Annotated in this window: 17 protein-coding genes; 12 read left to right on the forward strand and 5 right to left on the reverse strand. The window is 53.5% G+C overall.

All coding sequences use genetic code 11. The features are described 5' to 3' along the window. Positions 1 to 90: 90 nt before the first annotated feature. Entirely contained in the window at positions 91 to 504 is a 414-nt protein-coding gene (gene arfB / locus ACF8YQ_RS13210; RefSeq protein WP_396621655.1) for an alternative ribosome rescue aminoacyl-tRNA hydrolase ArfB, read from the forward strand. Here arfB and ACF8YQ_RS13215 read toward each other — a convergent pair. Beyond that, positions 501 to 2,057 carry a BCCT family transporter gene (locus ACF8YQ_RS13215; RefSeq protein WP_396621656.1) on the reverse strand — a complete coding sequence of 519 codons (1,557 nt, stop codon included), beginning with the start codon at positions 2,055 to 2,057 and terminating at the stop codon, positions 501 to 503. The two genes, arfB and ACF8YQ_RS13215, sit on opposite strands and share 4 nt — an antisense overlap. Before the next feature lie 285 nt (positions 2,058 to 2,342). Beyond that, positions 2,343 to 3,239: a hypothetical protein gene (locus ACF8YQ_RS13220; RefSeq protein ID WP_224849709.1), complete on the reverse strand. Its 897-nt coding sequence runs from the start codon at positions 3,237 to 3,239 to the stop codon at positions 2,343 to 2,345. A gap of 379 nt (positions 3,240 to 3,618) precedes the next feature. Here ACF8YQ_RS13220 and ACF8YQ_RS13225 point away from each other — a divergent pair, with 379 nt between their 5' ends. From ACF8YQ_RS13225 to ACF8YQ_RS13260, 8 genes are all read left to right on the forward strand, one after another. Next, the gene (locus tag ACF8YQ_RS13225; protein ID WP_396621657.1) at positions 3,619 to 4,089 is read left to right on the forward strand and encodes a GNAT family N-acetyltransferase; all 471 of its coding nucleotides are present in this window, start codon (positions 3,619 to 3,621) and stop codon (positions 4,087 to 4,089) included. 90 nt (positions 4,090 to 4,179) lie between these two features. Continuing rightward, on the forward strand, positions 4,180 to 4,578 hold the full coding sequence (locus ACF8YQ_RS13230; RefSeq protein ID WP_396621658.1) for a GFA family protein: 399 nt from the start codon (positions 4,180 to 4,182) through the stop codon (positions 4,576 to 4,578). Positions 4,579 to 4,659: 81 nt separating this feature from the next. Next, positions 4,660 to 5,160, forward strand: a complete 501-nt coding sequence (locus ACF8YQ_RS13235; RefSeq protein ID WP_396621659.1) for a pyridoxamine 5'-phosphate oxidase family protein — start codon at positions 4,660 to 4,662, stop codon at positions 5,158 to 5,160. Positions 5,161 to 5,255: 95 nt separating this feature from the next. Further along, complete coding sequence (locus tag ACF8YQ_RS13240) at positions 5,256 to 5,651, forward strand: hypothetical protein (RefSeq protein WP_396621660.1); 396 nt, start codon at positions 5,256 to 5,258, stop codon at positions 5,649 to 5,651. Positions 5,652 to 5,793: 142 nt separating this feature from the next. Further along, entirely contained in the window at positions 5,794 to 6,174 is a 381-nt protein-coding gene (locus tag ACF8YQ_RS13245) for a nuclear transport factor 2 family protein (protein WP_396621661.1), read from the forward strand. 72 nt (positions 6,175 to 6,246) lie between these two features. Next, positions 6,247 to 6,627, forward strand: a complete 381-nt coding sequence (locus ACF8YQ_RS13250; RefSeq protein ID WP_396621662.1) for a phosphopantetheine adenylyltransferase — start codon at positions 6,247 to 6,249, stop codon at positions 6,625 to 6,627. A 59-nt stretch (positions 6,628 to 6,686) separates the two neighbouring features. Continuing rightward, complete coding sequence (locus ACF8YQ_RS13255) at positions 6,687 to 7,364, forward strand: class I SAM-dependent methyltransferase (RefSeq protein WP_396621663.1); 678 nt, start codon at positions 6,687 to 6,689, stop codon at positions 7,362 to 7,364. A gap of 317 nt (positions 7,365 to 7,681) precedes the next feature. Continuing rightward, positions 7,682 to 7,921 (forward strand): hypothetical protein, encoded by a 240-nt coding sequence (locus ACF8YQ_RS13260; RefSeq protein ID WP_396621664.1) that lies wholly within the window; start codon positions 7,682 to 7,684, stop codon positions 7,919 to 7,921. 732 nt (positions 7,922 to 8,653) lie between these two features. Here the strand turns inward: ACF8YQ_RS13260 and ACF8YQ_RS13265 are convergent. Both ACF8YQ_RS13265 and ACF8YQ_RS13270 read right to left on the reverse strand, forming a co-directional pair. After that, entirely contained in the window at positions 8,654 to 9,487 is an 834-nt protein-coding gene (locus ACF8YQ_RS13265) for an integron integrase (RefSeq protein WP_396621665.1), read from the reverse strand. 19 nt (positions 9,488 to 9,506) lie between these two features. Then, entirely contained in the window at positions 9,507 to 9,623 is a 117-nt protein-coding gene (locus ACF8YQ_RS13270) for a phage integrase N-terminal SAM-like domain-containing protein (protein ID WP_396621666.1), read from the reverse strand. 667 nt (positions 9,624 to 10,290) lie between these two features. On the opposite strand from ACF8YQ_RS13270, the gene ACF8YQ_RS13275 reads away from it, so the two are divergent. After that, positions 10,291 to 10,851, forward strand: a complete 561-nt coding sequence (locus ACF8YQ_RS13275; RefSeq protein WP_396621667.1) for a hypothetical protein — start codon at positions 10,291 to 10,293, stop codon at positions 10,849 to 10,851. Positions 10,852 to 11,315: 464 nt separating this feature from the next. Here the strand turns inward: ACF8YQ_RS13275 and ACF8YQ_RS13280 are convergent, their stop codons facing one another. Next, the gene (locus ACF8YQ_RS13280; RefSeq protein WP_228223648.1) at positions 11,316 to 12,359 is read right to left on the reverse strand and encodes an IS110 family transposase; all 1,044 of its coding nucleotides are present in this window, start codon (positions 12,357 to 12,359) and stop codon (positions 11,316 to 11,318) included. A gap of 548 nt (positions 12,360 to 12,907) precedes the next feature. Between ACF8YQ_RS13280 and ltrA the strand changes: the two genes are divergently transcribed. Continuing rightward, entirely contained in the window at positions 12,908 to 14,233 is a 1,326-nt protein-coding gene (ltrA, locus tag ACF8YQ_RS13285; protein WP_396621668.1) for a group II intron reverse transcriptase/maturase, read from the forward strand. A gap of 128 nt (positions 14,234 to 14,361) precedes the next feature. Then, positions 14,362 to 14,637 carry a hypothetical protein gene (locus ACF8YQ_RS13290; RefSeq protein WP_396621669.1) on the forward strand — a complete coding sequence of 92 codons (276 nt, stop codon included), beginning with the start codon at positions 14,362 to 14,364 and terminating at the stop codon, positions 14,635 to 14,637. Positions 14,638 to 14,693: the final 56 nt, after the last annotated feature.

Raw genomic sequence — 14,693 nt, forward strand, 5'->3', positions numbered from 1 at the left:
CTCCCTGTGTTCATCGCTTCTGATTGGTTGCCGGATTGCGTAGGATGATACTCGTAAACACCCGAATCCGAGCTCTCAACACGTGCCACTATGCTGAAATTATCCAATGCCGTCGAACTGGCAGACTGGGAAATCCAGATTACGCAGATACGATCCCAGGGGGCAGGCGGCCAGAATGTGAACAAGGTTGCCTCTGCCGTACACCTACGGTTCGACGTCCTGCATTCCACCCTGCCGCCGTTTTACAAAGAACGTTTGATGGCTTTGTCCGACCAGCGCATCAGTAAAGACGGCGTGATTGTGATCAAGGGGCAGTCTTTCCGCACGTTTGAGCAGAACAAAGAGGACGCGCTGAACAGACTCAAGACACTGATCCTGGAGGCAGTTAAGCCGCAAAAAGCCCGCCGGCCAACACGGCCTACGAAATCCTCCCAACGGCGGCGTGTGGATAACAAAACCCGCCGTGGAGAGATCAAATCCCTGAGGGGAAAAGTAAAAACCTAAGTCAGCCCTTGCTCTTTTGCCAGGGCGGCTGCGGCCCTGGGACCGGTCCACAGAGAAGGGAGAATAATCAACGACACCGGAATGGCCGTGATCACAATGAATTGTTGCAAGACGCCAATCTGCCCGGCCCCCATATAGAGCAGAATCGCGGCCATCAGTGCCATGGCGCCACCCCAGAAAACACGAATCCAGGGTTGCGGCTCGTCATGGCCGGCACCCACCATCGCAATGGAGTAGCTCATCGAATCTCCGGTTGTCGCCACAAAGATAGTGGTCAACAACAGGATGGCGGCTGCCATCCAGGTGCCTCCCGGCAGTGCCTGCGCAACCGTCAATGTGGCGACATCAAACCGGAAACTGTTCAAGGCGTCGGTCAAATCAAACGTGCCGGACAGCTGATGGTATATGCCAGAGCCACCCAGCAACGTGAACCAGATGGTCGTGGCGATGGGTGCCAGTATGGCGACTGCCATGATGGTTTCACGGATGGTTCTACCACGTGAGATTCTCGATACAAACACTGCCATCAAGGGGGTGTAACCAATAAACCAGGCAAAGAAAAACACCGTCCACCACTTCATCCACCAATCCGGAGCCGTCTGTGCTGTCATGGTCGCCATGGAGAAAAACGAGCCCAGATACTCGCCCATGGATTGCAGGTAAACATCCGTGAGGAATAGCGTGGGGCCAAACACAAAAATAACGCCGGCAATCACCAACGCCAGGATGACGTTTAAACGACTGAGCAGCTGGATACCCCGATGCAGCCCGGTCATTGCGGATGTCATGTATACCCCGGCCAGCACGGTCAGAACCATGAGCTGAGTACCGTAGCCATCGGAGACACCAAACAGCTCATGCAATCCAAAGCTCATTTGTGTCGCCAGAAAGCCGATCGGGCCCACGGTGCCGGCAACCACTGCGATCACGCAGGCCGCATCGACCACTCCGCCCAGGCGCCCGCTGACAACACGCTCGCCTAGCACGGGATAAAGCAGGGTACGTGGCTGCAGTGGCTGCCCTTGTGAGTAGTGCGCGCGCGAGAGCACGATGGCCGTTAGTGAACCAAGCACAGCCCAGGCGAGAAATCCCCAGTGCATAAATGACTGGGCTAGCGCAGGTGTAACGGCGGCAGAGGATGCAGCCTCGGAGTCGAACGCCGGCGGGGTGACCACAAAATGATAGACCGGCTCACCGGCTGCGAAGAAGACTCCGCCACCGGCCAGCAACGTACACATGATCATCGATAGCCAGCGGAACCGGCCAATCTCCGGCTTTTCCAGCCCTCCAATCCTGGCCCGACCGGCCCCGCTTACGCCCGTGGCAACCGCCACAAAAAACGTGAGCAGCAGGAGCAGCTGGAAAAAAGAACCAAGATATTTTGCGGTCCACGAAAAACCGTGACCAATCAGGTCAGCCACGTAATCGGCATCGACAACAGAAGCACCAACAAACAGCAGAATAAAGCCAATGGTCAGAATCAGCACAACGGGGTCGCTGTCGCTCCAGACGCTCTCGCTTGCCTTGGGTTTAGGGATAGTCTCGGCGGTCATTGGGAATGGGTCCTTGCGGCAAAAAGGGCGCGACACTACCGGAACTCTCACGAAATTGCACCCAACTACGGGGAATTACGAACCTGGACGGGAGCGGATCACTCGGCGGTTTGCCCACAGAATCTGTGGATAACATTGTTGGCAACGACAGGATAGGCAGTGCAAAGCGTGTAGTGGCAGGCCCTGGCGGAAAGCGCAGGTAAAATGATCAATCTGACCAGATGCTTGCTTCGCCAGGTTCGGTGGGTGCTGGCGCACCCACCATTAGCTTATTTCTCAGTCAGTTCAGGCGGGAACAGTGGCCTCGATATCGTTGGCTGAATCGGTATCGCCTTTGCCCAACAGGATATCCCGGAACGAGAGATAATACGCACCCGCGAGAACCGCACCCCAGACAAATGAAACGACAACTGTAATCACCGTCATGCCAATAATGGATGTGGTTGACGCACCAACTGCGAACGTGGGGAACAGTACCAGTTGAGTAACAACCACCGCGTTCACAGCAAAGAAAAGCAGTACAAACAGGTTCTTGAAGCACGCGCGCAGGCTGTTACGAACAGCCTCAAAAGCCCCCTGCCTGGCAACCACAATCAACGGGACTGCATAGAAGAACAACGCACCGAACAGAACCAGCGCGCACAGCACTGCAATAAACATGATCAGAATCGCAGTAATGCCCGCTGAGGGCCCGAAGCCACCATTCATGAAGCCACCCATGCCATAGCGGCTAACGGATGAAAACGAGAAATCGGCAATACTGGCGATAACGTAGCCGATCACGGCCATTACGATGCCGACGACAATCATCATCACCACCATCAGGAAGGTATGAACGATCGTGTGCCCGCTGAAGCCGGAAAACACCTGGGTAAACCGGGGATTTCCCTCGGCTGCGCCATGGAACAAAGCCACCATACCGGCATTGAGCAGCAGCGTTACAAAAATGCTGACAAGCACCAGCACCACAGTGCCAAAGAAACTACCACCGGAAATCATCTCCATGGCGCCATACTGAATCAGCGCCGGAACGAGAAATACCAGCAGATAGGCAGGAAGGACAACACCCCAGTTACTGCGCAGCAGTCGCACAGCAGCCGAAATCCAGTTCAGTGGAGGGCCGGCAGGAACTTTTCTCGGGATAACGGGTGTGTCATAAGAAATATCGGTTGGGATACTCACAGCAGGAAGTCCTTAATTTGTTTTCCAGGAATGTCGACCATGTAGATGGCCCGTCCAAGGGGGCGGACGTTAACAAAACCTGCCGTTTAACAATGCCCAATATTGTCCTGCTTCCTTGTAGGACATTGTCCATTGAACCAATAAGCTGGATCACCGTCCCGCAGACCGAAACAACACATAGTTTCCAATCAAAGCCAACAATGCCCCGAGAATCGCAGGCAAAGTCCATGAAAAGTCACTGGCAGCATCACAAGATCGTGCGCACCAAGGATAACGCTTTGAAGAGTCGTTGTTATTGAGGATGTGAATCAGGTTTAGACGGGGAGGCAGCGTTGGAATTTAATAAGAATGCCAACTAATAGGCTGTGAGGAGATAGGGATGTCTGTAAACATTGAGGTGGCCGAGACCATTGAGCAGTTTGATGCAGGTGGCAGGTTGATTCGTGAGTATGCTGAGTTTCTCGGGCTGGATTTAGAATTCCAGGGTTTTTCCAGCGAGTTGGCTTCGCTGCCAACGATGTACGGTCCACCCAGCGGCGCACTGCTGCTGGCCAATCTGAAGGATATTTATGTTGGTGCTGTCGGTCTTAGAAAGTTTGAGCCCGGCGTTGCTGAAATGAAACGAATGTATGTTGTTCCGGACTACCATGGAATGGGGGTGGGCAAGGCACTGACCGAAGCGTTCTTTGGTCAAGCAAAGGAAATGGGTTATGGGTCGGTGCGGCTAGACACTATTCGTGAGCTTGATAAGGCATTTCGGCTATACAGCGATTACGGCTTTAAGGAAATCGAGCCTTATCGATTCAACTCCCACCCGGAAGCCGTGTTCATGGAGTATAAAATCCCCTGACAATCGGCTGCACGTCGACTGATTTTTCGCCGTTTTTCGGCTCAAAACCGGCGCGCGAAACCGGGTGTTATCACACAAGGAGATGCTTCAATGAAGCAAAGAGGTAGTTGTCTCTGCGGGGGCATTCAATACGAAATTAACGGTCCGCTTACCGATGTTTTGAACTGTCACTGTTCAATGTGCCGAAAGCTTCATGCCTCGGCCTTCAGAACTCGCGCTAAAGTGCGGTCTTCTGACTGGCACACTGTCAAAGGTCAGGAGCTGCTAAAGTTTTACGAATCTTCTCCGGGTGAGCACAAGGGCTTCTGCTCAGACTGTGGCTCCAGCCTCTATACCAGGTTTGATGCAGCACCCGAGATTTATGGTTTCCCACTCGGAACACTTGATACCGACCCGGAGGTAAAAGCAGGGCGCCATGTGTTCGTCGGCAGTAAGGCCCCTTGGTTCGAGATTACGGATGATCTGCCTCAGCATGCAGAGTACGACTGAGGCAGCGATGAAACACCGCGTAAGGCGGACGTCCCTGACGAGCCGCGGCTTCGCTTCGCGTTATGCAGAAATGGAGACTTTATGAATCTCAAGGATGATTGGAAGAAGGTGAAGTCAGTTCTAGAGCAGGGCCAGGCTTCTACGGTTTACTGCTCGATTGCAACGGTTAATCCTGACGGTACACCCCACATCACGCCAGTTGGTACTGTTTTCCTTCGGGCTGATCAGAGCGGATACTTTTTTGATCATTACGCCGAGGCTTTGGGTAATAACATCGATCAGAACCCGAATGTTTGCATTATGGCAGTCAACGCCGGTCGATTCTTTTGGCTAAGGTCTCTTCTAAAAGGCCGTTTCGTTGCTCCACCGGGCGTGAGGCTTTACGGCAAGGTCGGACCAATACGCGAAGCCACTCCCGAAGAAATCGAGAGGATAGAAAAACGGGTTAAGCCATCTCAGTGGATGAAGGGGGCGAGGTTGCTCTGGAGGGATTTTACCCATGTTCGAGACATTGAATTTACCCATTACAAGCCGATCACCTACCCAGTGATGATGGATGGAATGTGGCCGGAGCATGCATAAAGTGGTCAGCGAGACGCCAACTACGCTGCGTCAAGGCGACCGGTGCGCTCTGCGTTATGTGGCGAATTCCCGGCACACCAAGGAGATAGGTCTACATGGGTGAAAGACAGGAACCCGCCGTAAAGGAGTTTTTTCAAGATTTTGTCGCGGTGTTTTCGAGCTTTGACGGCGACCGCGTGGCCACCAAGTTCAGCTTTCCTTATATGGCTAAAGGGCCAGGCGATGTTTGCCATGTTTTTGATTCACGGATCCAGCTGGCAGAGTATTTTCAGTCACACCTGGATGAGTACTACTCACAAGGGTGCCGTGAATGTCGCTACTCGAACCTTTCTTTAAGTTGGCTTGGTTCTGAATCCGTGGTTGCCTCTGTAACCTGGTATCTGGCGGATACCTCTGGCGCAACAGTCATCTCATGGTCAGAGTCGTACATGCTGACCTTTGTAAACGGGCGTGCCTTTGCTTTTGCTACTGTAGACCATGTGGGGGAGTAAATTATGCGCTTGGACGCAGGCTCACATAACCAGTTGTTCAAGTTCGTTCCGGCCTCAGCCGGACGCCCTTTCCATGGCGCCGTTGGACCCACTACACGGCCGCTTGACATTGGCATTAATTTTTAAAAGGAGGGATCAGTCCATGCATCAAGATGATCTGAAACAGGTACGAGAAAATTGGTACTCGGCTTTTTTCGCACGTGATGTCGCGCACCTCGCTCGGGTCCAGGCAGACAATTTTATGGTCACTACTGAGCGTGGTGTCCAATCTAAGAAATCCCAAATCGACGCGATCTCGTCAGCCAAGAGCAGTGGGAGTTGGTTCCCTCAAGGCGGCCAAAAATACGATACCGAGTTAACCATCCAAAATTCTGGTGGAAGCACCACAGTCACTGGTCAGGGGTATACCATTTCTGGTCAATCCCAAGGGCCGGTAGTCGCGTTCTCTGAAAACTGGGATTGGGATGGTGCGGCTTGGCGGGTTGTCAGTCTGAGCTATAGCGCAGCCCGAAAGTTAAATTAACAAGTCACGGAAATCGGACGCGTGAGACGCGCCGCTTCGTTTTGGCGTTAAATTCGGGGAGGAAACGCAAACATGGAGAAAGTTGTCACAGGCCTACTAGTTCTCGTAGGCATCATTCATCTCTTGCCCGTTTCTGGGGTCCTTGGCGTGGAGCGGTTGGCCGCTTTATATGGCGTTTCCCTGGGGGAGCCCAATATCGAAATCCTGATGCGCCACCGGGCTATCCTGTTCGGGCTTCTCGGTCTATTCCTGGTGTATGCAGCGTTCCAGCCATCCTTACAAACATTGGCAATTGTCGCGGGCCTCGTCAGCGTTGTGTCCTTCATCGCGATTGCGTGGTCAGTTGGCGAGTACAATGAGTCCGTTCGCAAGGTCGTCACCGCAGACATTGTCGCCATCGTCGCGCTCATTGCTGCAGGGGTAATTCGTGTCGTCGGCCGCGACCAAATTTAACAAGGCGCATCAATTCGCGGCCGGTGGGCGCCGTTTATATAGACTAGGGAGAGTCAAACTTGGAGTTAGCCAGCGTAGTCCCATGGGGCCGGTCTTTTGAAGAATACCAGGCTATGTTCGGGTTATCGGAAGATGATTTGAACAAGCGAGTCCTTGGATGCGGTGACGGCCCCGCGAGCTTTAATGCAGAGGCGACAGGCCGGGGATGCCAAGTTACATCTTGTGATCCGGTGTATCAGTTCGAGGCAGAAGAAATACGTCGCCGGATTGATGACGTGTACCCAGAGATCATGGCTAAGCTGCATCAGGGAGCAGATAACTATATCTGGGACTCACTGAAGAGTGTTGAGCAGCTTGGCCAGGTCCGGATGAGGGCGATGTCAAAATTCCTTTCTGATTTTGATGCTGGTATTCGAGAAGGGCGGTATGTATCAGCATCACTGCCAACATTGCCATTTCCGGACTCTGGGTTCGATCTGGCACTCTGCTCTCACTACCTTTTCCTCTACAGCGACCATGTAGATGGGCCGGCTCACCTAGCATCAATGCGCGAGCTGTGCAGAGTTGCGATCGAGGTCCGGGTTTTTCCTGTAGTGTCGCTGGATGGTAGGGTCTCGAATCATTTGGATCAGGTCATGACTGCACTATCCGCAGACGGAATTAATATCTCCTTGCAGCCTGTCAGCTACCAATTTCAAGAAGGTGCTACCGAGATGTTGGTAGCAAAGTCTGTATAACCTGTGGCTGTTGGCGGACGCACCTACGCTGGCGCTCCGGTGCGCCGAAAAGCCACAGCGTTGATTGCATGGAGGGAGCCCGTGCATATTCGAGAAGTAGCGGAGGACGACATCCCCGATATTTGTAAGCTCCCGAAAACACAAGAAGAGCTTTTTTACTGCTTCCTAAGGGCAGCTTCCCCCTATCGGAAGCCGAGGTAAGTCAGGGTATTGAAAAGCGCTCCGACTCAACGGTAGTGGAAATCGCGTGACGCGTTGTTGCGTTTGCGAATTTTTACCGGTGGGAATAAGGGCTGTGTTCTATCGGTAACGTTGTTGTGGCATCTGATGCCAAAGGCTCCGGGTTGGACAGCTATCTAGTCAACCATATGCTCACCTTGGGGTTCGAGAAGCACCGCGCGGAGGCGATTTCAGTGTCGTGCTTTAATCGAAACATGGCAGGTCTGCTCTTTTACCCAAAGCTTGGTTTCCGGCCTTACGACATTGAGCAACGGGTCGATTACAACGGCGATCGCGTGGCACTGATTCACCTGAGGGTGGAGAGACATGCAGTTTAACCCCGTATGAGCCCTCTCGGAATCAATAGGCAATAGTGATTTTCTGGCGGCGCCAGCGGCCAACCCAAACCCGTGAGGCAGAACGCCTGCCCCATCTGCCTTGTGGGCCTGTCAGGTACTCACAGAAAGCACATATAAGGGCCCTTTACCGTGGCTTTTGACTCCGCTTCACGCTGGCTGGCGTTAGGGCCTATAGGGAGATAGTGGCATGACAAGGCAGATTATCGGAAGCGTGTGTATGGCGGTTGTCCTCGTTATAGCTTCTTTGCTTGTGCCGACAAAGATTGATGGTAGATCTGAAATGGGCAACGTTCCTCACGGCCTCCCCCTTCCGTTTGTATGGCAGAGCGTAGAAAAACTAGACCCACCTTCGTTTCCGCGCTCCTAGGCTGTCATGCTTCCCCAGGAATATCCGACATGGGTATCATTTGCTAACCTATCTTTGAATATTGTGTTAGTTGGGGGCCTAGTATTCGCTGCGTTACAAGTATTCAGGCGGTGGAGGCCGGAACGCAATGCTGCATGAAATCAGGCGCTCTAATGGACTTACCCTGATACTCCTGACACACCCCAGCCTCAAACCGCGGCCGTTTAATCGTATTGATCGCTCAACTTGAATGTCCGCTTTGCGACCCGCGCTGCCTTTCCTGGTTCCTAAACAAAAGCGAACATTCGCGGCCCCGCAAATTTCTGGCATCTATCCCACCTCTGAAGCAGGCAAAACATAGCTCTTCAGGTGCCTGGCAAACGATCAAACGGGCTGACAGTGCCGGCACGTCGATCACCAATGATGTGCGTGTAAATTTCCGTCGTTCGGATGTCGCTGTGCCCGAGTATTTCCTGAACAGTCCGAATGTCACTACCCGATCTTAATAGCTCGGTCGCAAAAGCATGTCGAAAGGTATGCGCTGTTACCCGTTTGTTGATACCACTGGCCAGGACCGCCTGCCTCAGTTGTCGTGAGAAAGATGAGTGGTGAAGATGGTGTCGACACACGTAACCCGCAATCGGATGAATGCATCGTGTTGACGATGGGAAAACGTACTGCCATCCCAGATCCTTCATTATCGGTCCATACTTCTTGTGAAGAGAGGCTGGCACTGATGTTAGCCCGAATCCGTCTGCAAGGTCGGATTCATGCACTGCCCTGACATGATCGATTTGGCGCTCCATGTTTTCTCTGAGATTCCCGGGGATCAATGTGTAACGATCTTTTCGTCCTTTGCCATTGAACACGAGCAAGTTGCGGCTCTTGAGATCGATGTCTTTCACCCTGAGCGAGAGAGCCTCATTAATTCTTAAACCGCACCCGTAGAGGAGTGCGGTTATTAGCCAATACTCACCTTCCATGTTGCCGAGAATAGAGGCGACTTCGTCGGGATTGAGAACGGTTGGCATTCGGCGTGGAGTTTTTGTCATCTTGTACTGAAGGTTTTCGATCTCCCGTTTCAGCACATGCTTGTAAACAAAAATGATCGCGCACAGCGCCTGATTTTGTGTGCCTGGGCTCACGCCTCGATTGACTGCAAGGTGATTTAAAAAACGTTCAATTTCGGGATTACTCATCACCTCCGGGTGCTTCTTGTCATTGAAAATGAATGAACTGCCGGACCCAGTAGAGATAGGACTTCTCGGTTCGATAGCTGTACTGCCTGGTCCTGATCTCTGTGCGAACAGACTCTAGAAACGGTGATTTCGCCACGGCGACCCTCCCTGGTCGAGATAACTGTATATGCGTACAGTTATAATAAAAAAGGCTCTAAAACGCCAAATTTCTTGCGGTTTAATTTGCAAGGCTATGCACACTTTCCACAGACGTGCCTTGCATGTGCCTGATTTGACGATGGAAAATTTCGGTCTTCTGTATTTAACTTGCAGAAACGTGCAAGGATAAACCGCGTGCAGACTTTTCACGGACGCAGAAGCCCGAAAACGGCCAGCTAATGGCTGGTAAGACTATGAAAAATCGACGCTATCAGCGGTGTGAAACAGTTTTGGACACGGTGGTACGGATGCGGTTTACTACGAATGCAACCTAATAAGCTGTTAAGCCCTGCACAAAGAAGGAAGAGTGCACATGGACAAAGTGCAGTGTGATCAATGTGGGAAGTCATGTGTTCCGCGACTTTGGCACTACACACCAATTCTGAGGTATATGAAAACGCAGCACATATGCCCGTTCTGTGGTTCATGCATGTATGAGTCGGGAGGTGGCCTGACTTTATTCGGTAAGGTGCTAATTTTTCTCGTAATCGTGCCTTTGCCTATCATGTTGGCCATAGACGACCATGATTTCCCCACAGCCGCGTACGTGCTTTATTGCGTTTGTGTAGCGCCGTTTGTTTGGGGGTCGGCGGCTAAATTATTACTTGAACGCTTCAGAAAGGCTTAACAAATGCGTCAAATACGTTCCGGCCCTGTGGGCCTCCACCGGACGGCTTTTTCTCCGCTTCGCTGCGCAAAAGCCGCCGTTTACGCAGGCGTTATGGGTACCTTACCGCATGTTTTTAGCTCTATTGCTCAGTTTCATATTGGTGCTCTTCATCTTCCTGGTCGCCGGTCCGCCTGTGGGTTATTTTGTTTTTGTGCTGGCGAGCCCTATTCCACTCGATGAATTTTCGTCCAGCCTTTTCCCCGCCTACATTGTGGGAATTGTTCCAGCATTTCTGGCGGGACTGGCGAATTGGGCTCTGCTTATTTCCCTGTACCCGAGGTTCAGTCGGTTGAAGATAAACCTGCTGAGTATTCTTGTATCAGGCGTCGCTGGTTCTATGATTGTGGTTTGGCCAATAGCTGTTGTAGGTCAGGTCGGCTTTTCGTTCCTTTTCCCGCTGGTATTTGTAGCGGCGACGACGACTTGTGTCTTCCTGGTGAACAAGCCGGCCTTTAACATCTTAGAAGACTTGGGTGCTCGGAACGCGAACCCATAACACATATGAGCCTTCTCGGAATCAATAGGCAAGAGTCATTTTTTTGGCCGCGCCAGCGGCCAACCTAAATCCATGAGCGAGAACGCCTGCTTCGTCAGTCTCGCGGAGCTGTCAGGCACTTACAGCAAACACATATAGGGGCTCTCTTACGTGGCTTTAGGCCACTGCCTGACCGGTCGTTCCATCAGTGGGTCAGGGGCACCAGACATTCATCGGTTAACCGGTCACTGGCACTATTCAAACGACGGGCTGCATGGCTCCAGTTAGTGTCAGGCTCAGGACCGGTGTAAGCGCACTGGCTCATGGTATTAAGGCACGCCCACGGGCTGGCTAATCAAGTCGCTCTGGCTTCAACATCGGTGACAGAAAACCGCTTGGGTATCGGTGTACCAGTCAGCAGACTTGCGGTCTTCGGTGTCATCCTTTCTGATCCAGTTAGACGTCTTGCTCAGCCCGTGGCGTGACTAACCTCTCAAGAACCGTTGTTCATCGAACACCCTCTTGTCTTTGAGCATGAAGTACACAGCTCTACCCAACTTGTGTGCCAAGGCGGATAGGGCCTTGGGTTTGTTCATGCGCTTCTGCAATTTTTCGACGTAGCGTTTGGCCTTGTCGTTGTTACGAATGAACAGCACCGCCGCTTCTGAGAACGCCCACTTCAAATGAGCATTGCCGATCTTGTTGCCCTGAGTGCCGTAGATTTTGCCGGCGGATTCGGCTTTGCACTTCACCAGGCGAGCGTAGGACGCGAACTTCTGAACGGATTCGAAACGTTGGATATCGCCGACTTCGTAGAGAATGGTTAGGGCCAGAATGCGACCAACTCCAGGAATGGTCTTCAGTACGTTGAGTGATGCCGGGTCGTGTTGCTTGGCTTGCTGCTCCAGGTGCCACTCAAGCTTTTTGAGTTCGTGCTGATAGCAGTCGACGATGGCCAGGTCCAGATCGATATTGCGCTGAACGTCTGGATCGCTAAAAGCGGCGGTCAGTTGTGATCGGCCACCAGGGTTGTTGAGGTTGGCTTTGCTGGGCGGCAGATTGTACTGGCCCAGAGTGTTCACTGCGTGGGCCTTGAGCATGGCACCATGCCGGACAATGCGGGTACGGCGGCGCAATAGATCGCGGGTGGCCCGCATCTCCCTGGGGTAGACGTAAGCCAATGGGAAATTGCCACCGCGCATGAGCATGGCGATCTTGAAGGAATCAATACGGTCGTTCTTGGTTTTGCCGCCATGGATCGCCTTCATGTACAGCGCATGGCCCAGAATGAAGTTGATGCCGTGTTCTTCGCACAGGTCTGATATCCAGTACCAGCAGTGCATGCATTCGACACCCACGACCAGGTCATCACGGAAAGGTTCGAGCAGGGCGAGTAAAAGTTCAGGCTGGGCTTTGATTTCCTTGTGCAGAAGGACCTCGCCCTGTTGGTCGATGATGCAGACGTACAGACTACGGGCGTGCAGATCGATTCCACAATAATGGCGATGGGTGCTATGGTAAAAGTTCATTGAGTCTTCTCCCTTGTAGTGCTTGGTCGCCTTCCAGCTTAGCGGGTAACCGCAGGGCTGGGGAGAAGGCTCAATCAGTATCAAGTCACGGAAGGCGGACGCGTGAGACGCGCCGCTTCGTTCAGCGTGTGTGCCGGGCATGGCACAGAACTAGGGAGGTGAAAGTCCTCCTGCCAGGTGTTCGCAGAGCCGAAGGCTAGGAGAAGGGCAGGGGCGTCATCGCGAGGTGGGGTCTGAAGGAAGCCCAATCCAAAGCGGCGGGGCGACGAACAGGAACCCGATACGAGGTGTGGTACACCCGGGGCGAGCGGGCACGTGACCGCGAAGCCCTCCTTCTGCGACTGGGGTGTGCTTTATAAATCGGGCGTTCATGCCGCGAAAGCTCTGTGCCTTACCCCGGGAGGTCTGCCACGTGTGGACGGACCCACTGAGAGACGAGCGATCGCCTCTGATCGCGTGGCAGAAATCAGCAGAGGGCATAGTAGGTTCGCCCGTGAACTGAAGGCCCGAACAGAGACAGGAGTCGAGAATCCGTGCAGGGTAACGGGATGGCATCCGCAAAGCAGCTTGCGCTGCCCCTGGAGTCTCCAGGGGATGAACCCGTTGCCGGAAATCGGGAAGACTCACACTCCGTTCAACCCTCACCGTGGATGGCGCGTGTATTGAGCAGGGACAACCTCAATCGCGCCCTGAAACAGGTTCGACGTAACAAGGGAGCGCCGGGCATCGACGGCATGACCGTGGATGAATTGCCGGATTATCTGCGCCAACATTGGCCCGAGATCCGGCAGCAGTTGCTCCAGCAGACCTACCGACCCAAACCGGTCCGGCGGGTCACCATCCCCAAAGCCAACGGCGGTTCCCGCCCTCTGGGCATTCCAACGGTGCTGGATCGCTTTATCCAGCAAGCAATCGCTCAGGTTATCCAGCAGGACTGGGAGCCCCGCTTCCACCCATACAGCTACGGCTTCCGTCCGGGACGCTCTGCGCATCAAGCGGTCCGACACGGACAGCATTGCACTCGGGAAGGCCGTAACTGGGTAGTGGATCTGGACTTGGAAGCCTTCTTCGACCGGGTAAATCATGATCGGTTGATGGCACGGCTGAAACAGCACACGCTGGACAAGCCGCTGCTCAGGTTGATCAACCGATACCTGAAAGCAGGCGTCCAGATCAACCATCACAAAGAACCTACACCCGAAGGCGTGCCGCAAGGCGGCCCCTTGTCCCCGGTGTTGGCGAATGTGGTGCTGGATGAGCTGGATTGGGAACTGGAGCGGCGCAACCTGCTCTTCGCCCGCTACGCGGACGACTGCCAGATCTACGTTGGCAGTCGCCGTGCAGGCGAGCGGGTAATGGTGAGTTTGACGCGCTTTATCGAGGACTCGCTGAAGCTCACAGTGAATACACGAAAGAGCGCGGTAGACCGGCCCTGGAAGCGAAGCTTCCTGGGCTTCACCCTCAGCCGGAAAGGGCAGCGATTGAAAGTGGCTGACAAAGCCATCAGCAAGCTGAAAGCCCAAATCCGGATACTGAGCCGCCGAACACGGGGCCACTCCCTGGCCCAGGTGATCGCAGATCTGAAAGAGACCCTGCTTGGTTGGAAAGCGTACTTCGACACAGCCGAAGTGCTGAGCCCGCTGCGGGACCTGGACAAGTGGATAAGGCGGAGAATGAGAAGTTACGTGTGGAAGCAATGGGGCCGAAGAGGGTATCGTGAACTGAGAAAGCGGGGCGTCCCGGTCAGACTGGCTTGGAACACCGCCAAATCGGCCCACGGCCCGTGGCGGTTGAGTCACTCGCCGGCACTGCGGGAAGCCCTACCGGCCCGGTTGTTCCGGAGCTATGGACTGCCGGAACTGGCAGTGCGGTAACGGGTTGAATCCAGTCACTGAATCGCCGTGGTACGTGATCCGTATGCCCGGTGATGTGGGAGGAGGGGCATCGTGAGGTGCCTCCCTATCCCGATTAACAGGCTTCACAAGCATATGGAGGTGCTTACATGCTGAATCGAGAGCAAGCGAAAGCGGCTTCTGAAGCTGTCCTTGAACCGAAGCGAAAGAAACTGAATGAAAAGAGCAAAAAGAGGCTCAAACGAAAGGAATATTGGGAAGCCCATCGACAAAAAGGAATGGTAGGCCTAATAGGTTTCGGTTTGGGAGGCGTGGTCGGTTACTACTTGGCTGGAGACGTTTTCCCCTGGAATATTTTCGGGTTAGCAATAGGCTTTGCTTTGGCCACCTTGTATCGCTGCTTTGGCATTCCTGTTAACAAGTAGTTCAAGTACGTTCCGGCCTGACGGCCTCCACCGGACCGGTTTGTTCTGCTGCCGCT

This window comes from Marinobacter sp. W-8, assembly GCF_044342215.1.
In the GTDB taxonomy this organism is placed as follows: domain Bacteria; phylum Pseudomonadota; class Gammaproteobacteria; order Pseudomonadales; family Oleiphilaceae; genus Marinobacter; species Marinobacter nauticus.